The 18,432-nt window shown below is 63.7% G+C and carries 16 protein-coding genes; 15 read left to right on the plus strand and 1 reads right to left on the minus strand.

The annotated features are described in order from the left end of the window. The first annotated feature begins 78 nt into the window (after window positions 1-78). From AC1RJW_RS02215 to rlmD, 13 genes are all read left to right on the plus strand, one after another. The gene (locus AC1RJW_RS02215) at window positions 79-462 is read left to right on the plus strand and encodes a PspC domain-containing protein (RefSeq protein WP_326458843.1); all 384 of its coding nucleotides are present in this window, start codon (window positions 79-81) and stop codon (window positions 460-462) included. Then, complete coding sequence (gene lpdA, locus AC1RJW_RS02220) at window positions 452-1,882, plus strand: dihydrolipoyl dehydrogenase (protein WP_035820749.1); 1,431 nt, start codon at window positions 452-454, stop codon at window positions 1,880-1,882. Before AC1RJW_RS02215 ends, lpdA begins: the two co-directional genes overlap by 11 nt. Before the next feature lie 92 nt (window positions 1,883-1,974). Continuing rightward, the gene (gene zapE / locus AC1RJW_RS02225; RefSeq protein ID WP_353660658.1) at window positions 1,975-3,072 is read left to right on the plus strand and encodes a cell division protein ZapE; all 1,098 of its coding nucleotides are present in this window, start codon (window positions 1,975-1,977) and stop codon (window positions 3,070-3,072) included. Between the two features lie 16 nt (window positions 3,073-3,088). Continuing rightward, a complete protein-coding gene (locus AC1RJW_RS02230; RefSeq protein ID WP_493043095.1) occupies window positions 3,089-3,811 on the plus strand; it encodes a hypothetical protein in 723 nt (240 codons plus the stop codon). A gap of 137 nt (window positions 3,812-3,948) precedes the next feature. After that, window positions 3,949-4,149 (plus strand): YdcH family protein, encoded by a 201-nt coding sequence (locus AC1RJW_RS02235; protein ID WP_034752051.1) that lies wholly within the window; start codon window positions 3,949-3,951, stop codon window positions 4,147-4,149. Between the two features lie 43 nt (window positions 4,150-4,192). Continuing rightward, complete coding sequence (gene yoaA, locus AC1RJW_RS02240) at window positions 4,193-6,247, plus strand: DNA repair helicase YoaA (protein ID WP_493043098.1); 2,055 nt, start codon at window positions 4,193-4,195, stop codon at window positions 6,245-6,247. Window positions 6,248-6,519: 272 nt separating this feature from the next. After that, a complete protein-coding gene (locus tag AC1RJW_RS02245) occupies window positions 6,520-7,125 on the plus strand; it encodes a toll/interleukin-1 receptor domain-containing protein (protein WP_034752049.1) in 606 nt (201 codons plus the stop codon). A gap of 19 nt (window positions 7,126-7,144) precedes the next feature. Continuing rightward, window positions 7,145-9,610 carry a tetratricopeptide repeat protein gene (locus tag AC1RJW_RS02250; RefSeq protein WP_493043100.1) on the plus strand — a complete coding sequence of 822 codons (2,466 nt, stop codon included), beginning with the start codon at window positions 7,145-7,147 and terminating at the stop codon, window positions 9,608-9,610. A 94-nt stretch (window positions 9,611-9,704) separates the two neighbouring features. Beyond that, the gene (gene surE / locus AC1RJW_RS02255; RefSeq protein ID WP_230504992.1) at window positions 9,705-10,442 is read left to right on the plus strand and encodes a 5'/3'-nucleotidase SurE; all 738 of its coding nucleotides are present in this window, start codon (window positions 9,705-9,707) and stop codon (window positions 10,440-10,442) included. 9 nt (window positions 10,443-10,451) lie between these two features. Next, window positions 10,452-11,342 (plus strand): protein-L-isoaspartate(D-aspartate) O-methyltransferase, encoded by an 891-nt coding sequence (locus tag AC1RJW_RS02260; protein WP_493043102.1) that lies wholly within the window; start codon window positions 10,452-10,454, stop codon window positions 11,340-11,342. 42 nt (window positions 11,343-11,384) lie between these two features. Beyond that, window positions 11,385-12,302: a peptidoglycan DD-metalloendopeptidase family protein gene (locus tag AC1RJW_RS02265; protein ID WP_493043103.1), complete on the plus strand. Its 918-nt coding sequence runs from the start codon at window positions 11,385-11,387 to the stop codon at window positions 12,300-12,302. 8 nt (window positions 12,303-12,310) lie between these two features. Continuing rightward, on the plus strand, window positions 12,311-13,342 hold the full coding sequence (rpoS, locus tag AC1RJW_RS02270) for an RNA polymerase sigma factor RpoS (RefSeq protein ID WP_493043105.1): 1,032 nt from the start codon (window positions 12,311-12,313) through the stop codon (window positions 13,340-13,342). Window positions 13,343-13,582: 240 nt separating this feature from the next. Beyond that, window positions 13,583-14,926: a 23S rRNA (uracil(1939)-C(5))-methyltransferase RlmD gene (rlmD, locus tag AC1RJW_RS02275; RefSeq protein WP_493043107.1), complete on the plus strand. Its 1,344-nt coding sequence runs from the start codon at window positions 13,583-13,585 to the stop codon at window positions 14,924-14,926. Between the two features lie 49 nt (window positions 14,927-14,975). On the opposite strand, the gene AC1RJW_RS02280 is transcribed toward rlmD, so the two are convergent. Further along, window positions 14,976-15,149: a hypothetical protein gene (locus AC1RJW_RS02280; RefSeq protein WP_493043108.1), complete on the minus strand. Its 174-nt coding sequence runs from the start codon at window positions 15,147-15,149 to the stop codon at window positions 14,976-14,978. A 173-nt stretch (window positions 15,150-15,322) separates the two neighbouring features. On the opposite strand from AC1RJW_RS02280, the gene AC1RJW_RS02285 reads away from it, so the two are divergent. Next, window positions 15,323-17,275: a glycosyl hydrolase family 18 protein gene (locus AC1RJW_RS02285; protein WP_493043109.1), complete on the plus strand. Its 1,953-nt coding sequence runs from the start codon at window positions 15,323-15,325 to the stop codon at window positions 17,273-17,275. A gap of 78 nt (window positions 17,276-17,353) precedes the next feature. Then, window positions 17,354-18,388, plus strand: a complete 1,035-nt coding sequence (locus AC1RJW_RS02290; protein ID WP_493043111.1) for a cupin-like domain-containing protein — start codon at window positions 17,354-17,356, stop codon at window positions 18,386-18,388. Window positions 18,389-18,432 lie beyond the last annotated feature (44 nt).

Raw genomic sequence — 18,432 nt, forward strand, 5'->3', positions numbered from 1 at the left:
GCGTAGCCGCCGGGGCAATGTAGCTGATACCCCTTGCCAGAAGACGCAGCTGGCTGATCTCAATGAAAGAGGATTCCCATGAACGTCTCTGAAGAAATCAAGCGTCTGCACGAGTTGCACCTGGCGGGCGCCCTGAGCGACGCGGAATTCGCGCAAGCGAAAGCCAAGCTCCTGAGCAATATCAACCTGGACAAGCCGGACAGCACGTCCGGCGCCGGCGCCGCCTCCGGCCCGTCGAACGACCTGGTGCAGGAATTCAACCGCCTGCGCCGCTCGCGCAACGACCGCTGGCTGGGCGGCGTCTGTGGCGGCCTGGGCCGCGCTTCCGGCATGGAAGCGTGGATCTGGCGCCTCGTCTTCGTCCTGTTTACATTGACCTTCGGCTTCGGCGTGGTGATTTACCTTCTATTGTGGATTTTCGTACCAGACGAAGAGATTGGAATAACAAAACATGAGTACTAAACAATTTGACGTAGTTGTCATCGGTGCGGGCCCTGGCGGCTACATCGCCGCCATCCGCGCAGCGCAGCTGGGCTTTTCCGTCGCTTGCGTCGACGAGTGGTCGAACGCCAAGGGCGGCGCCGCTCCTGGCGGTACCTGCACCAACGTCGGCTGCATCCCGTCGAAAGCGCTGCTGCAATCGTCCGAGCATTTCGAACACGCGGGCCACAGCTTCGCCGAGCACGGCATCGACGTCGCCGGCCTGAAGCTGAACCTGGGCCAGATGCTCAAGCGCAAGGACACCGTCGTCAAGCAAAACAACGACGGCATCCTGTACCTGTTCAAGAAGAACAAGATCGCCTTCTTCCACGGCCGTGCCGCTTTCGCTGCCGCCGCCGCTGGCGCGTACGAGATCAGCGTAACGGGCGAAGCCAACGAAACCCTGAGCGCCAAGCACGTGGTCATCGCCACGGGCTCGAACGCACGCGAACTGCCGGGCGCACCATTCGACGAGAAACTGATCCTGTCGAACACGGGCGCATTGGCCATCGACGCCGTTCCAGCCAAGCTGGGCGTCATCGGTGCCGGCGTGATCGGCCTGGAAATGGGCAGCGTCTGGCGCCGCCTGGGTTCCGACGTTACGGTGCTGGAAGGCCTGCCGGTCTTCCTGGGCGCCGTGGACGAGCAGATCGCCAAGGAAGCGTCGAAGTTGTTCACCAAGCAAGGCTTGAAGATCAACCTCGGCTGCAAGATCGGTGCGATCACGCCAGGCAAGAAAGACGTCACCGTGGAATTCGTGGACGCCAAGGGCGAAGCGCAAAAAGCCGTGTTCGACAAGCTGATCATCTCGATCGGCCGCACGCCGAACACGAACGGTCTGGGTGCCGATAAAGTCGGCCTGCAGCTGGACGAGCGCGGCTTCATCGCCGTCGACGGCGACTGCAAGACCAACCTGCCGAACGTCTGGGCAGTGGGCGACGTCGTGCGCGGCCCGATGCTGGCGCACAAGGCGGAAGAAGAAGGCGTTGCCGTGGCCGAGCGTATCGCCGGCCAGCATGGCCACACCAACTTCAACACGATTCCGTGGGTGATCTACACCTCGCCGGAAATCGCGTGGGTCGGCAAGACCGAGCAAACCCTGAAGGCCGAAGGCATCGCCTACAAGGCCGGCACCTTCCCGTTCATGGCCAACGGCCGTGCGCGCGCGCTGGGCGACACCTCGGGCATGGTGAAATTCCTGGCCGATGCGACCACCGATGAAATCCTCGGCGTGCACATCGTCGGCCCGATGGCGTCCGAACTGATTTCCGAAGCCGTCGTGGCGATGGAATTCAAGGCCTCGGCCGAAGACATCGCGCGCATCTGCCACGCGCACCCATCCCTGTCGGAAGCGACCAAGGAAGCGGCACTGGCCGTCGATAAGCGTACGTTGAACTTCTAAGCAGTACGGTACTTCGCAGCGGGCCGGCAAAGCAGTTTCTGCCTTGCCGGCCCGTTTGCGCTATGTCAAGAATCCCTGTTGAATCGAATCCCATGAACGTTGAAGAGTTTTACCAGCACGCGTTGCAGAAGCGCGATTTCAAGGCCGATGCCGCCCAGCGGCGCGCGGTCGACCGCCTGCAGCTGTGCTATGACGAGTGGGTGGCCTACAAGGGCCAGCGCTCGAGCACCTTCAAGCGCCTGCTGAACCGTCCCGCCGTGCCGAAAGGCGTGTACATGTGGGGCGGGGTAGGGCGCGGCAAATCGTTCCTGATGGACAGTTTTTACTCGGTCGTGCCCCTGGTGCGCAAGACGCGCCTGCACTTCCATGAATTCATGCGCGGCGTGCACCAGCAGCTCGATGAATTGAAGGGCGTGGCCGACCCGCTTGACGAGGTGGCCAAGCGCATCGCCAAGAAATACCGCCTCATCTGCTTCGATGAATTCCACGTCTCGGATATCGCCGACGCGATGATCCTGTACAACCTGCTGTCGGCCCTGTTCGCCAATGGCGTGTCCTTCATCATGACCTCGAATTACGACCCCGACCTGCTGTATCCGGACGGCCTGCACCGCGACCGCATGCTGCCGACCATCGCGCTGCTGAAGGACAAGCTCGACGTGATGAACGTCGACGCCGGCGTCGATTACCGCGGCCGCGCGCTGGAACAGGTGGAAAGCTACTATACGCCGCTGGGCGCCGCCACCGACAAGGCCTTGCGCGACGCCTACACGCGCATCGCCGAGACGGCCGACGAAGACGCGCGCATCCGCATCGAGAGCCGCGAAATCCACTGCCTGCGCCGCGCCGGCGGCATCATCTGGTTCGATTTCGCCACCCTGTGCGGCGGCCCCCGCTCGCAAAATGATTACCTGGAAATCGCCAGCCGCTTCCATACGGTGATATTGTCCGGCATACCGGCCATGTCGGCGGCGCAGTCGTCCGAGGCGCGCCGTTTTACCTGGCTGATCGACGTGTTTTATGATCAAAAGGTCAAGCTGATCATGTCGGCCGAAGTGGCGCCGGACCAGCTGTACACGAACGGCATGCTGGCCAACGAGTTTCACCGTACCGTTTCGCGTATCATCGAGATGCAATCGCGCGAATACATGGAAAAAGAACAGCGCGGCGCGGCCGACGCGATCGTTTGAGGCAGGGATAATGAAGATGATGGCAAATACACTATACAAGCTGGGTGCGGCGCTGGGCCTGGTCCTGGCGTTGTCTGCCTGCGCGCACCAGGGTGCCGCGGCGTTGGATGAGGTCGGCGCGCCGCAGGTGCCCGCCACCTTGTCGGTGGAAGAAGCGGACGCCAAGCTGAAGCAGTCGGCCAGCGAGCGCGAAGCGGCGGAAAACGAGTTTGCCGCGCGCGAACTGGAGTGCTACAACAAGTTTTTCGTGAATAATTGTCTCGACAAGGCCAAGGAAAAGCGCCGCCTGATCCTCGTGCGCCTGCGCGCCGTCGACGCGGAAGCGAATTACTTCAAGCGCGCCGAATCCGTGCGCCTGCGCGATATCGACCTGGCCCGGACGCAGGAAAGCGCGCGCCTGGACGCCGAGCAGCGGGCCGCAGCCGTGCCCAAGCCCGTGAAAGTGGTCACGCCCGAGCCGGTGCCGCCCAAGCCGCAAGGCAAGAGCGTTGCCGAACGCGAGGCTGAGCAAGCGGCGAAGGTGGCGAAACAGGCCGCCGACGATGCGGCCGAAGCGCCGCGCCGCGCGGCCCGCGAAGCAGCGTATGCGAAAAAACAGGCCGACGCCGTGGCGCGCCAGAAGCGCGTGGCGCAACGCCTGGCAGAGCGCCAGGCCGAAGCGGATGCCAAGGCCGCCAAGGCGGCGGCCGCCGCTGCCAGCACGCCGGCCGTTGCCGTGCCTGTGCCGCCGGTCAAATAACACCGCCGTGCAGGGGCACGCCGGAAATGGCGTGCCCTAAGCCGCGCGGCAGGTTAAACTATGCACTATGGTTGCCTGCGCACGCTGCGCGCGCCGAATTACCAACATTGTTACCAACACTGCCTGGAACGCAACACATGAGCGATGCACAGCAAATAGAGCGGCGCCTGATTGAACTCAACGTGGAACACCGTGACCTCGATGCCGTCATCGAGTTGCTGATACTCGATGGTCACCATGACGAGCTGCAGCTGCGCCGCCTGAAAAAGCGCAAATTGCAATTGAAGGATCACATCACCTTGCTGAAAATGCAGTTGGTGCCCGACGTTCCCGCCTGAGGGGCGCCAGTAGCGTCCAGTCCAGCCTTCACCTAAGTATATTTTGACCGATCACAATTTATTGCCAGTAAACCCAGATGGCCAGCCTGCCGATCTGCAAGCCAGTCTGCCAGCCGAACCGCAGGCGGCGCCTGGCAAGCATGATGCCGACATCGAGCGCCTGTTTGGCGCCGGCGGCCCGCTCGGTCCGGCCGTGGGCAGCTACAAGCCGCGCCGTTCGCAAACGGACATGGCCAAGGCCATCGCCAGCGCCATCGATAGCCAGACGACCCTGATCGCCGAGGCGGGCACGGGCACTGGCAAGACCTTCGCCTACCTGGTGCCGGCGCTGATGTGGGGCGGCAAGACCATCGTTTCCACCGGCACGAAGAACTTGCAGGATCAATTGTTCCTGCGCGATATCCCCACCGTGCGCGCCGCGCTGCAGGCGCCCGTTTCCGTCGCCTTGCTGAAGGGCCGCTCGAACTACGTCTGCCATTACCACCTGGAACGCACCCTGCAGAACGGCCGCATGACCTCGCGCGACGACGTGGGCCACCTGCGCGAAATCTCCCGTTTCATCAAGATGACCAGCTCGGGTGACAAGGCGGAACTGACCAAGGTGCCGGAAAACGCCATGATCTGGAACCTGGTGACGTCCACGCGCGACACCTGCATGGGCGCCGAGTGCCAGTATTACCAGGATTGCTTCGTCATGAAGGCGCGCAAGGAAGCGCAGCAGGCCGACGTGGTGGTGGTCAACCATCATTTGTTCTTTGCCGATGTGGCCCTGAAGGACACGGGCGTGGCGGAATTGTTGCCATCGGCTAATACCATCATCTTCGATGAGGCGCACCAGCTGCCCGATACGGCCACTTTGTTCTTCGGTAACACGGTATCGACTTCGCAAATCCTGGAGCTCTGCCGCGACGTGCTGGCCGAGGGCCTCGCGCATGCGCGCGGCATCGACTGGGCCAAGACGGTCACGGTGGTGGAAAAGGCGGCGCGTGACCTGCGTTTGACGTTCCCGCAGGATATCGTACGCCTGTCCCTGCCGCAGATCGCCCCGTCGAGCGACTTCTTTCCCGCGCTCGACACCCTCAAGGATGAGCTCGACGGCATGGTGGCCGTGCTGGAAACCCAGGCGGAACGGGCGGAAACCCTGGAGCAGTGCCGGGTGCGCGGCGTCGAGCTGGCGCAGCAGCTGAGCGGCTGGAAGTTCGATCCGAAGGCGAAAGTGGCGGCCGGCGAAGAAGCCGTGTTCTGGGTGGAAGCGTTTTCCAGCTCCCTGCAGTTGCACAAAACGCCATTGTCGATCGCGCCGATCTTCAACAACCAGCGCGAAGGCACGCCGCGCAGCTGGATTTTCACGTCCGCCACCCTGGCCGTGAAAAACGATTTCAAGCATTTTTCCGAGCAGATGGGCTTGACGGGCGAACCGTCGCACACGTGGCCGAGCCCGTTCGACTATGGCCAGCAGGGCTTGCTGTTCGTGCCGCAAAACCTGCCGCAACCCAATTCGCTGGGCTATACGGACGCCGTCATCGACTGCGCCCTGCCCATCATCGAGGCGGCGGGCGGGCGCACCTTCTTCCTGTGCACCACCTTGCGCGCCGTCAAGCGCGCGGCCGAGCGCCTGGCCGACGAATTCAAGCAGCGTGGCCTGAACTTCCCCCTGTTCGTGCAGGGAGAAAGGGGGCGCACGGAATTGCTCGACCAGTTCCGCGCCGCCGGCAATGGCGTGCTGATCGGCAGCCAGAGCTTCTGGGAAGGCGTCGACGTGCGCGGCGATGCCTTGTCCCTGGTCATCATCGACAAGCTGCCGTTCGCGCCGCCGGACGACCCGGTGCTGGCCGCGCGCATCGAAGTGATGGAAAAGCAGGGCAAGAACGGTTTCATGCACCACTCGCTGCCGGAAGCCATCATCAACCTGAAGCAGGGCGCGGGCCGCTTGATCCGCGACGAGGGTGACCGCGGCGTGCTGATGATCTGCGATCCGCGCCTCATTTCCAAGCCGTATGGCAAGCGCATCTGGCAAAGCCTGCCGCCGTTCAAGCGCACGCGCGATACGAACGAAGTGGTGGAGTTCTTCCGCAACCTGCCCGCCAAGGGCGCTTAAGTCCTGCTTGCCGGGGCCATCCGCGCGCCGGCATATTTCCCTTTGTTATCAAGCGAGTAGCGTTTTCTGCGCGGCGCCTGCCTGCGCGCCCGGCATGCCGGAAAGTGGCGCGATCGCGCCATTTTCTGGCATTGTGACGCATGTCCAGGACGCCAGACACATCTTTGCGCCAGCGCAAACAGTCTTGTTGTCGAGCGGTCTACAGTGAGCTCATGCCTTGCAGGATGAAGGCGCGGCGATGGCAGGGCCGCACGGGGAACAGGGGGGATGCCATGGAGATCCGCTACGGCTGTTTCTTGAGCTATGCACACGGCCAATATGCGTTCATGAACAAGTTCAAGAATGACCTGATCGAGGCGCTGGCGTGCTATCTGGAACCGCACCTGGACCGCGAGGAAGTCCTGTTCATCGACAGCGAGCAACTGGGCGGCGGCGACGATATCGACCTGCGCGTGGCGCGCGCCATGTGCCAGAGCGTTTGCATGATCGTGCTGTACACGCCCAAATATGAAGCGCACGGCTATACGCGGCGCGAATTTGCCGCCATGCAACTGATCGAGCAGGAGCGGCGCGCCTGGTATGAGCTGCCCAGCCACCTGATCATCCCCATCATCATGACGCGCCATCCGGACGGCTTGCCGCCGCAAATCACGGAATCGGGTCTGTACGTCGATTTTTCCGGCTACACGCTGGCCAGCGGCGACCTGAAGTCGAATCCCCAATACCTGCCCGACATCGAACGCATCGTGCAGCGCATCGCCACGCATTACCACTTGCTCAAGCGGTCAACTCCGCCCGGCCACGATTGCAGCCGTTTCGTGTTGCCCGATATTCCACCGGAATGGCGCGCCATTCCGCCTCCCCACTTTCCACGTTAATCACGTAAAAGGTCCCGTCATGGAATGCCAACGCCTCTCCCTGCCACCTTTGAGCGCCCCTGGCGAAGTCGTCACCTTCTATTCCTACAAGGGCGGTACCGGCCGCACCATGGCCCTGTCGAACATCGCCGTCCTGCTGGCGCGCCGTGAAAACGCCAGCGTGCCCGTGCTGATGCTGGACTGGGACATGGAAGCGCCGGGCCTGCACCATTATTTCGAGCAGCACGAGGAGCGGCCGGGCGTGCTCGAGTTCTTCGAGGCGTGCCGCCAGCAGCTCGAGCGCATCAGTCTGGAAACGGCGGGCGCGCGCGCCAGCGGGCAGGGCGCCGGCCGCGAGGATGCGGCGCTGGCCCAGCGCGTGCTCGACGCCATCGACTGGCAGCAGTACGTGGTGCGCGTCGACCAGGGCAGTCCGCTGTACCTGATGCGCGCGGGGCGCTTCGATGCCAGCTACAGCGAGCGCCTGGCGCAGATGCGCTGGGACCAGCTGTTCGACACCTGCCCGGCCCTGTTCCGCTGCTTCGCCGATACCCTGGCCCAGCATTTCCGCTACGTGCTGGTCGATTCGCGCACGGGGCGCACGGACAGCGCCGGCATCTGCACCACCTTGCTGCCGAAAAAGCTGGTGGTGGTCTTCACGCCGAACCGGCAAAGCCTGGAAGGCGTCGATGCGCTCGTCACGCGGGCCATCGAGTACCGCCGCAGCCATGAAGACGAGCAGCGTCCGCTGCTCGTGTACCCCTTGCCTTCGCGCATAGAAATGGGCGATGGGGCGCAGCGCGCCGAGTGGCGCCGCGGCGATGCGCACAAGGGCATCGCCGGTTTCCAGCCCATGTTCGAGCGCTTGCTGCGCACGTCCTACGGCTTGCCGCAGATCGCCCTCGACAGCTATTTCGACGAAGTCCAGCTGCAGCAGACGAAAACCTTTGCCTATGGTGAACAGCTGGCCGTGCGCATCGACCAGGGCGGCGACCGCTTTTCCCTCACGCGCACCTTCGAAGCCTTTTTGCACTGGCTGACGGGCGGGTACTTTCCCTGGCAATCGAGCCGTGAAATCGCCTTGCTGGGCGCCATCAGCGAAGCGCGCCAGGCCTTGCAGCTGGAACCGGGCCGTGCCGTGGCCCTGCCGCTGGCGCGCGACCTGGCCCGTTTGGGCGAGCTGTACCGAAAGGATGGCCGCAGCGCGCAGGCGCTCGACGCCTTCCGCCAGAGCGTCGAGATCCGCGTGCGCCTGCTGGGTGAGGAACACCCCGACAGCCTGGCGTGCAAGAGCGGCATGGCGCGCCTGCTGCGCCAGCTGGGCAAGCTCGATGAAGCGCGCTTCCTGGAGGAAGACGTGCTCGACGTGCGCGAGCGCGTGCTGGGCAGCGAGCATCCCGACACCCTGTCCGCCCGGGCTTGCCTGGCGAAAACCCTGTTGCTGCAGGGCGAGCTGGCGGCGGCGCTGCTGCTGCAGGATACGGTGCTGGCAAGCTATGCGCGCCAGCTGGGCGGCGAGCATCCGCTGACCCTGGAAGCGATGGATGGCCGCGCCGCCACCTTGCTGCGCATGGGCAGGCTGGCGCAGGCGCGGCAAGTGCTGGGCACGGTGGTGGCGGCGCGCGAGCGCCTGTTTGGCGCCGAGCATGGCGATACCTTGCGCAGCAAGCTGGCCCTGGCGCAGGCGCTGGGGCGCGACGGCGACCTGGAGGGCGCGCGGCGCCTGCTCGCTGCCGTGCTGCAGGTGCAGGAGCGGCGCCTGGGCGGCGATCATGCGGCGACCCTGTCCACGCGCGATTTGCTGGCCGATATCGTGGCCGGGCAGGGCGACTGGGCCGGCGCGCGCCAGCTGCATGAAGACCAGGTGGCGGCGCGCGAGCGCACGCACGGGCTCGATCATCCGGAAACCTTGATGAGCCAGCGCAAGCTGGCCGAGGCGCTGCTGCGGCGCGGTGAACTCGATGCGGCGCGCAGCGTGCAGGAGCAGGTGCTGGAAGTGCATGCGCGCCTGCTGGGCGAGGACCACCTCGATACCTTGCACAGCAAGAAGCAACTGGCCGGCACCCTGCAGCAGCAGGGCGACAGCGAGGCGGCGCGCCTGCTGGAAGACGCCGTGCTCAGCGGCAGTGACCGGCTGTTGAAGGCGCCTGTCACGGGGCATGCGGACAGCGTGCTCGACGGTGCGCGGCATTTGCAGGAAACCATCCTGGCCGGCCGCGCCAATGAACAGGATGCGGCCGAGCCGGACACCCTGGCCAGCATGATCTCTATGCTGCAAGGCATGATCGAGCGGGAACAGTATCCGCAGGCGGGCGAACTGGCCGAACATTTGAAGTCCTGCCTGCTGCGCCCTGGCGTGCCGGGCAAGCTGCGCAGGCGCGGCATGGCGCAGCTGAAAAGAATGTATAAGTTGCAAGGCGACCTGAATGCCTTGCTGGCCTTGCAGGAGGATGAAGTGCAGGCGCTGGAAGGGGCGTTGTCGGAAGCGCGCATCGAGCAGCGCTGAGCTTGTGCGCCATGTCCGCGCGGCGGCACAAAAAATGCTGCCTATCGGCGTGCGGCACGCGCAGTGTTGGCATTGCTTCAGGTAAAATCTCGTTATGAGAATCCTTATCAGTAACGACGACGGTTACCTGGCGCCAGGCCTGGCGGCCCTGGCCGACGCGCTCGCGCCCATTGCCGACATCGTGGTGGTGGCGCCCGACAGCAACCGCTCGGGCGCGTCCAATTCGCTGTCGTTGGACCGGCCCTTGTCCGTGCACAAGGCCGCCAACGGCTTTTATTTTGTCAACGGCACGCCCACCGACTGCGTGCACGTGGCGCTGACGGGCATGCTCATCGAGCGCCCCGACCTGGTGGTCTCCGGCATCAACAACGGCCCCAACATGGGCGACGACACCCTGTATTCGGGCACCGTGGCCGCCGCCACGGAAGGCTATCTGTTCGGCATTCCCGCCATCGCCTTTTCCCAGTCGCAGTTTGGCTGGGCCAACCTGGACGCAGCGGCCCGCGTGGCGCGGGAAATCGTCGAGCGCCAGTTCGACGCCCTGCAGAAGCCATATTTGCTGAATGTGAATATTCCCGCCATCCCTTACGCGCAATTGCAAGGCATGGCGGCCACGCGCCTGGGCAAGCGCCATTCGGCCGAGCCCGTGATCCGCGCGCTCGACCCGCGTGGCCGTGAAATCTTCTGGATCGGCCCCGCCGGCGCCGCCAAGGAAGGCGGCCCGGGCACGGACTTCCATGCCGTTGAACATGGACAAGTATCGATCACGCCGCTGCAGATCGACCTGACCCATACCACCCAACTCGATGCACTGGCAAAAGGCCTGGCATGACCGCTCACTATGACTGACAAGCCGCGTACCTTCCCCCTTTCCCTCGATTCGCTGGCCGGCAAGCCCGCCAGGCAGGGCGGGGGGCAGTCGCTGGCCCAGTCCAGGATCGCCACGCCGCAGACGGCCACGCAGAATGCGGCGCAAAACGCGGCGCGCGGCGTGGCGCCGCCCTATGGCACGCACGCGGCCATCGCGCCATCGCGCGCTCAGGCCATCGCCAATGAGCGGGCGCAGCCGGCCGTGGTGTCGCCGCCGCGGCAAAACCCGCTCGTCTCGGAAGCCGTGCGCCGGGCCATGGTGGCGCGCGTGGCGAAACAGGGCGTCAAGGACCAGGTGGTGCTCGACGCCCTGCAAGCCGTGCCGCGCCATATGTTCATGGACGAGGCGCTGGCGTCGCAGGCGTACATCGATGCCTCCTTGCCCATCGGCCACCACCAGACCATCTCGCAGCCGTATATCGTCGCGCGCATGATCGAAGTGATGCGCCAGGGCGGCAGCCTGCAGCGCGTGCTGGAAATCGGCACGGGCTGCGGCTACCAGGCGGCGGTGCTGTCGCTGGTGGCGAAAGAGGTGTATTCGATCGAGCGCATCCGGCCCTTGCACGAGCTGGCGAAGGCCAATCTGCGCCCGCTGCGCGTGTCGAATCTGCGCTTGCAGTACGGAGATGGTATGCTTGGCCTGCCGCAGGCGGCGCCCTTCGACGGGATCATCCTTGCCGCCGCCGGCCTGGAAGTCCCGCAAGCCTTGCTGGAACAGCTGGCGCCCGGCGGGCGTCTGGTTGCGCCGGTGGGGGCTAAATTGCAACACTTACAACTCATTACCCGGGTGGGGAAAACGGAATGGACCAGCCAAACCCTGGAAGATTGCCATTTCGTGCCTTTGCGCCCGGGCACCATATGATCCCCGGATCAGCTAGCAAGCAGGACATACAATTACATGCGAATGATTAAGAAAAGTAACATACTGATATGCAGCGTCACGCTGGCCGCCCTGTTGAGCGGTTGCGGCACCACGGGCGTGCAGGCGCCGGTGGTGGAACGCCAGCCATCGAGCAGCAGCGCCGCCGCCAGCGATCCGCGCGACCGCGACCCGGCCTATTACACGGTCAAGCGCGGCGATACCCTGTTGCGCATCGCGCTGGAACACGGCCAGAATTACCGCGACCTGGTGGCCTGGAACGACTTGAGCAACCCGAACGACATCAAGGTCGACCAGGTATTGCGCGTGCTGCCGCCGACTGGCGACGCGGGCGGCGCGCAGACGTCGGCCATCGTCATGCCGCCGGTGACGGAAGTCAAACCGGCCGCGCCTGTCGTGCCGAAGAAAACGGGCCCGCGCGGCGAGAAGCGCGCGTATTCCGACGCCACCCTGGCCGAGCTGCGCGCCGATGGCGGCAGCAGCGACGCGAAACCCGCGCCAGCACCGGCGGCAGCTGCCGCTGCCGCACCGGCCGCCGCAGCGGCAGCCCCTGCGGCATCGGCGCCTGGTGACGAGAAGATCAGCTGGATGTGGCCGTCAGAAGGCAAAGTCATCGGCACTTTCGACGAAGGCAAGAACAAGGGCGTCGATATCGCCGGCAAGGCGGGCCAGCAGGTGGTGGCCGCCGGCGCGGGAAAAGTCATGTATGCCGGGAGCGGAATCCGTGGTTATGGTAATCTTGTCATCGTGAAGCACAGTAATAGCCTGTTGTCGGCATATGCGCATAACCGCAGCATCCTGGTGAAGGAAGGGCAGAACGTCAACAAAGGCCAGGCCATCGCCGAAATGGGCGATTCCGATGCCGACCGCGTGAAGCTGCACTTTGAAATCCGCCAGCAGGGCAAACCTGTCGACCCTTCGAAATTCCTGCCTAACCGTTAGGTAAAGCAATGACACACGCGCCGCACGATCAGCTGGACGATGAGCCGGAACTGCCGGAAGACGGGGCAGACGAAGTCGTGACGGACGATACCGGCGAACTCGACGGTATTGACGCCGTCGAGCCAGGCGAGGGCGGCGAGGTGGCCAGCGTCAGCGTGCTGGTCGAAAGTGTCGATGAATTGAAGAAAGTGCTGGCGGCCGAGCTGTCGACCGATACCACGCAGCATTACCTGAACCAGATCGGCACGCGGCCCCTGCTGACGGCGGCGCAAGAGGTGCATTACGCCACCCTGGCCAAGCAGGGCAATTTCGAAGCCCGGCAAACCATGATCGAGCACAATCTGCGCCTGGTCGTGTCGATCGCCAAGCATTACATCAACCGCGGCGTGGTCCTGCTCGACATGATCGAGGAGGGCAACATCGGCCTGATGCGGGCCATCGACAAGTTCGAACCCGAGCGCGGTTTCCGCTTTTCCACCTACGCCACCTGGTGGATACGCCAGAGCATCGAGCGCGCCATCATGAACCAGGCGCGCACGGTGCGCCTGCCCGTGCACATGGTGCGCGAACTGAACCAGATACTGCGCGGCAAATACCACCTGGAAGCCCAGCACCACGACGGCAAGGATGCCACCGCGGAAGACATCGCCCACCTCGTGGGCCGTCCCGTGGAAGAGGTGCAGGATATCCTGGCCCTGTCCGAGCATGCCACCTCGCTCGACGCGCCGCTCGACAACGACCCGCAATCGTCGCTGATGGACATGCTGCCCGGCGCCAGCGAAGACAGCCCCGACGCGCGCGCGGAACACCATGAAATGACGGTGCTGGTGCGCGACTGGCTGACCAAGCTGCCCGACAAGCAGCGCGTGGTCATCATGCGCCGTTTCGGCCTCGATAACGACGATCCGGCCACCCTGGAAACCCTGGCCGAGGAAATGGGCGTGACGCGCGAGCGCGTGCGCCAGATCCAGCAAGAAGCTTTGATCAAGCTCAAACGGGCCATGGCGGCACGTGGCGTCGTGCGCGACTCTCTGCTGTAACGTGCCCGATAAAACGCATCGGCGGCGTTGCAATGCCTCGCCGTACTGGCGTACTGTCTTCGGCAATGCGCCTTGCCCTGTACATTTTCTCAGCCACGCTAAATCGGCGCAACCGTGCTGCGGACTTAAGCTAGTCGGCATCTGCTATCATACGCCCCGCTCGCGGCGCCTGACTTTCCCCCATTCTTTCAAGTTCCAGCGCGGCCCTGCGTCCTGGCCCACTCTTACCTATTGATCGCTATGCAAGAAAATATCATCGAAATCAAATCGCTCGACATGGACGCCCGTGGCGTTGGCCATATCGAGAACGAAGACGGCTCGCCGGGCAAGGTCGTGTTTGTCGAGGGCGCGTTGCCGGGCGAGCGGGTCAGCTTCGTGACGTTCAAGAAAAAGAAGAACTGGGAAATGGCCCGCATGACGGCGCTGCACCGCGAATCGTCGATGCGCGTGACGCCCAAGTGCAAGCATTTCGACAATTGCGGCGGCTGCTCGATGCAGCACCTGGAACCGTCGGCGCAGGTGGCGATCAAGCAGCGCGTGCTGGAAGACAATTTATGGCATATCGGCAAGGTGCGTCCGCAAAGCATCATGCGCCCCATGTATGGCCCGACGTGGGGCTACCGCTACCGCGCGCGCTTGTCCGTGCGCCACGTCAAGAAGAAAGATGCCGTGCTGGTGGGCTTCCATGAAAAGAAATCGGCCTTCGTTGCCGACATGGATAGCTGCGAAATCCTGCCGCCGCACATTTCCGCCATGCTGCTGCCGCTGCGCGGCTTGATTGCGTCGCTGTCGATCTTCGACCAGATGCCGCAGATCGAGCTGGCTGTCGGCGAAGACGTCACGGCCATGGTGTTGCGCATCATGGCCCCCCTGACGGCGGACGACGAGACGAAACTGAAGGCATTCGCCGACGCCTACGGCGTGCAATGGTGGCTGCAGGTGAAAGGCCCGGAAACGGCCGTACCGTTCTATCCGCTGGACAAGCAATTGCATTACCTGCTGCCGGAATTCGGCGTCAAGATGCCGTTCAAGCCCGTCGATTTCACCCAGGTGAACCACCACATCAACCGCGTGCTGGTATCGAAAACCCTGCGTTTGCTGGAAGTGCAGCCGACCGACCGCGTGGCCGACCTGTTCTGCGGCCTTGGCAATTTCACCTTGCCGCTGGCCACGCAAGGCAGCGCAGTGGTGGGCATCGAAGGCAGCACCACCCTGACGGAGCGGGCGCTGGAAAACGCGCTGGCCAATGGCCTGGCGGAAAAAACCTCGTTCTCGACGCGCAACCTGTTCGAAGTGACGACGGACGACCTGATCGCGCTGGGCAAGTTTGACCGCATCCTGGTCGACCCGCCCCGCGATGGCGCCATGGCCCTGTGCCAGGCGCTGGTGGGCCTGTCGCAAGTGCGTCCGGACATGCTGCCGAAGCGCATCGTGTATGTGTCGTGCAGCCCGTCGACCCTGGCGCGCGACGCCGGCATCCTGGCGCTGGAAGCGGGTTATGTGCTGAGCAAGGCGGGCGTGGTGAACATGTTCCCCCACACGTCGCACGTGGAGTCGATGGCGGTATTTGATTTACCTCAATAAGTCTGCCTGACGCGGCGGGTGGCCAGGCAGGCACCCGCCGTTGCCCCGTTCAGGGGGCGGCAAGCTGGCGCAATACCACTTGCACGGCATTAAAAAACTGGTCTGTCTTTTTCCGATCCAGCGTCTTTTTCCATCCTCCCTCTGCTGTTTTTTGATTGTCCAGTAGGACAACACGCCGTTCGCAGATGCCGCTGCGTTTTTTGCGCGAAGTGGTATTGCCCACTTTGAGGCCACTTCAAAACCACTTGACCGCCTATTTTTTCAGCAGCATGCTGTTCTTGCAACTGCAAAAAACAAAATCACAGGGTAGCTTTTTATTGAAGCAGAGTGGTATTTCCGCAAACCTGAACAGGAGACAGCGTGGAAAATTTAATACTCAAAAAAACAATCAGGAACATGATGGTATGTCTGGCCAGCGGTGGCGTGCTGGCGGCATGCGGCGGTGGCGGCGACGCCAGCGCACCCGGCGGCTCGCAATTGCTGGCGGCCAGCACGGTCGTCGCCTGTGTGCCATGGCAGGAGGGCGGCACGTACAACGCGGGCACGGTGGTCACTTACCTGGGCGCCAATTACACGGCCCTGGTGACGCAGACCGACCACGTGGGCTCGGGTTGGAACCCCGTTTCCACGCCTAGCCTGTGGAGCGCCGGCGGCACTTGCGACGGCGGCACCACGCCGACCCCGACTCCCACACCAACCCCGACGCCCACCCCGACGCCGACACCGAATCCAACCCCGACACCCACGCCAACGCCGACACCGACTCCGACCGGCGGCACCTGCGCACTGGCGTGGGCGGCCGGCACGGCTTACAGCGCGGGCGCCACCGTCAGCTATGCGGGCACGAATTACCGCGCCAACTACTGGACGCAAGGCGACAACCCGTCGACCAGCAGCGGCGCCGCCGGTACGGGCAAGCCATGGACCAGCCTGGAGATCTGCAGCACCACGCCGACGCCGACGCCAACACCGACGCCGACGCCAACACCGACTCCAACACCGACTCCAACCCCGACTCCAACCCCGACTCCAACCCCGACACCGACACCGACGCCAACGCCAACGCCAACGCCAACGCCGACCGGCCGCGAAGTCGGTTCCTATTTCGCCCAATGGGGCGTGTATGGCCGCGACTATGAAGTGGCGAACGTGCATTCCAGCGGCGTGGCCGACAAGCTGACATTCATCAACTACGCCTTCGGCAATATCTATCCGAAAAACGGCGGCTACGAATGCGGCATGATCACCAAGACGGAGCCGGGCGCGACGAATCCGAATTCGCCGGACGCGGGCACGGGCGGCGATGCCGAGGCCGACTACATCCGCACGCCGAAGCGCACCGTCGATGGCCAGGCCATTCCGTGGGACGCACCGTTGTCGGGCAACTTCCTGCAGCTGAAAAAGCTGAAGGCGGCGCACCCGAACCTCAAGCTGTTCATTTCGCTGGGCGGCTGGAGCTGGTCGAAGAACTTCTCCGTCGGTTCGGCCACCGATGCGCTGCGCAAGCAGATGGTGCGTTCGTGTATCGATATCTACATCAAGGGCAACCTGCCGGTGCAGGGCGGTCGCGGCGGCGTGGGCGCGGCGGCCAACATCTTTGACGGCATCGACATCGACTGGGAATACCCGGTCGGCGGCGGCCAGCCGTACAACACGGTCAGCCCCAACGACAAGCGCAACTTCACCTTGCTGATGGCGGAATTCCGCAGCCAGCTCGATGCGCTCGGCGCTGCCAACGGCAAGCGCTACCTGTTGACGGCCGCGGTCGGTGCCGGCAAGGACAAGATCGACAACACGGAACCGGCCCTGTACTCGCAGTACATGGACTGGATCAACCTGATGACCTACGACTTCCACGGCGGCTGGGAAACGAGCACCAACTTCAACGCCCAGCTGTTTGCCGACCCTGCCGATCCGTCGACGGGCATGGCGCGCGAATACGTGGGCGACAAGGCGGTGCAGTACATGATTGCCGCCGGCGTGCCGCGCGACAAGCTGCTGCTGGGGATACCGTTCTATGGCCGCGGCTGGACGGGCGTGGCGCCAGGGCCGAACGGCGATGGCCTGTACCAGGCAGCCACGGGCACGGCGCCGGGTACGTACGAGTCGGGCATCGAGGACTATAAAATCCTCGTCGCCAAGAGCGGCACGCGCTACTACCATCCCGTGACCAAGCAGCTGTACCTGTACACGGGGGCCGGCGGCCAGTGGTGGAGCTATGACGATCCGACCGTCATCGGCACCAAGGTGAAATACGTCAAGGACCAGGGCTTGCGCGGCGCGTTCTCGTGGGAACTCGATGGCGACGCGAATGGCGTGCTGGCGACCGAGGTGTGGAAAGTGCGGTAATGTTGATGTAGCGTAAGACGCGGCCGGATAGCCATGCTGTCCGGCCGTTTGGCAATATAACAACACGGGAGGCGGGTGATGGCGGCGGTATCGACATTCGGAGTCAAGCAGCAGGAACAGGAGCTGAGCCGCGAGTGGCGCAGCTGGATTGCGGAAAACCTCATGCTGGGCAGCCACCCGTCGGCGCTGATGCCGGTGCTGCAAAAGGCCGGCATTGCGGAGCCGCTGGCGCGCCGCGAAGTGGAGCTGGCGCTGCAGAGTCCCTACCTGGCCGGCGCCGTGCGCCTGTCGAACCGCCTGGCCAAGCGCGACTGGGTGATCGACATCCAGCGCAAGCTGAACCAGCTGCGTCCCCCCGAGATTCCCCGCCGCGAGAGACTGTCCGCGCAGGCATTCCTGGACGAATACTATTCGACCAACCAGCCCGTCATCATCACGGGCATGATGGATGAGTGGCCCGCCATGGCCAAGTGGAATCCGGCCTACTTCCGCGAACATTTTGCGCAGCGCGAGGTGGAAGTGCAGTTCGGCCGCGAAGCGGATGCCCAGTACGAAATGAACAGCGTGGCGCACAAGCGCAAGATGGCGTTCGGCGAGTACGCCAGCCTGGTCGAGAACAGCGGCGCGACCAACGATTTTTACATGACAGCGAATAACAATTCGCAGAACCGCCAAGCCTTGCGCGAGCTGTGGGACGATATCGGCCAGCTGCCCGAGTATCTGGAGCAGAGTGGCGGTCGCACGGGCTTCCTGTGGTTCGGCCCGGCTGGCACGGTGACGCCGTTCCACCACGACCTGACGAACAACTTCATGGCGCAAGTCAAAGGGCGCAAGCGCCTGCGCATCATGGCCGCCTGCGAGGTCGCGCGCGTGTACAACCAGCGCCACTGTTTTACGCCCGTCGACGGACGCGCCATCGACCTGCAGCGCTATCCGCTGATGGCCGACGTGCAGGTGCGCGAATGCGTGCTGGCGCCGGGCGAAATCCTGTTTTTGCCCGTCGGCTGCTGGCATTTCGTCGAAGCACTCGACGTATCGATGACGGTGGCGTTTACCAACTTCAAATGGGATAACGATTTTTACAGCAAGTATCCGCCGAATCACGACTTTTGATTGGCATGTGGATTGCCGCGAACGCGCAGGGAACAGCCGCCGAA

Source organism: Janthinobacterium sp. GW822-FHT07A03, assembly GCF_058798815.1.

Excerpts from the sequence above, each read along its gene's own strand:
- rlmD (WP_493043107.1), top strand. The coding sequence starts at position 13,583 with ATGCAAGAAAATATCATCGAAATCAAATCGCTCGACATGGACGCCCGT.
- AC1RJW_RS02235 (WP_034752051.1), top strand. The coding sequence starts at position 3,949 with ATGAGCGATGCACAGCAAATAGAGCGGCGCCTGATTGAACTCAACGTG.
- AC1RJW_RS02290 (WP_493043111.1), top strand. The coding sequence starts at position 17,354 with ATGGCGGCGGTATCGACATTCGGAGTCAAGCAGCAGGAACAGGAGCTG.
- zapE (WP_353660658.1), top strand. The coding sequence starts at position 1,975 with ATGAACGTTGAAGAGTTTTACCAGCACGCGTTGCAGAAGCGCGATTTC.
- surE (WP_230504992.1), top strand. The coding sequence starts at position 9,705 with ATGAGAATCCTTATCAGTAACGACGACGGTTACCTGGCGCCAGGCCTG.
- AC1RJW_RS02285 (WP_493043109.1), top strand. The coding sequence starts at position 15,323 with ATGATGGTATGTCTGGCCAGCGGTGGCGTGCTGGCGGCATGCGGCGGT.
- AC1RJW_RS02230 (WP_493043095.1), top strand. The coding sequence starts at position 3,089 with ATGATGGCAAATACACTATACAAGCTGGGTGCGGCGCTGGGCCTGGTC.
- AC1RJW_RS02245 (WP_034752049.1), top strand. The coding sequence starts at position 6,520 with ATGGAGATCCGCTACGGCTGTTTCTTGAGCTATGCACACGGCCAATAT.
- AC1RJW_RS02260 (WP_493043102.1), top strand. The coding sequence starts at position 10,452 with ATGACTGACAAGCCGCGTACCTTCCCCCTTTCCCTCGATTCGCTGGCC.
- rpoS (WP_493043105.1), top strand. The coding sequence starts at position 12,311 with ATGACACACGCGCCGCACGATCAGCTGGACGATGAGCCGGAACTGCCG.
- AC1RJW_RS02215 (WP_326458843.1), top strand. The coding sequence starts at position 79 with ATGAACGTCTCTGAAGAAATCAAGCGTCTGCACGAGTTGCACCTGGCG.
- AC1RJW_RS02250 (WP_493043100.1), top strand. The coding sequence starts at position 7,145 with ATGGAATGCCAACGCCTCTCCCTGCCACCTTTGAGCGCCCCTGGCGAA.
- lpdA (WP_035820749.1), top strand. The coding sequence starts at position 452 with ATGAGTACTAAACAATTTGACGTAGTTGTCATCGGTGCGGGCCCTGGC.
- AC1RJW_RS02265 (WP_493043103.1), top strand. The coding sequence starts at position 11,385 with ATGATTAAGAAAAGTAACATACTGATATGCAGCGTCACGCTGGCCGCC.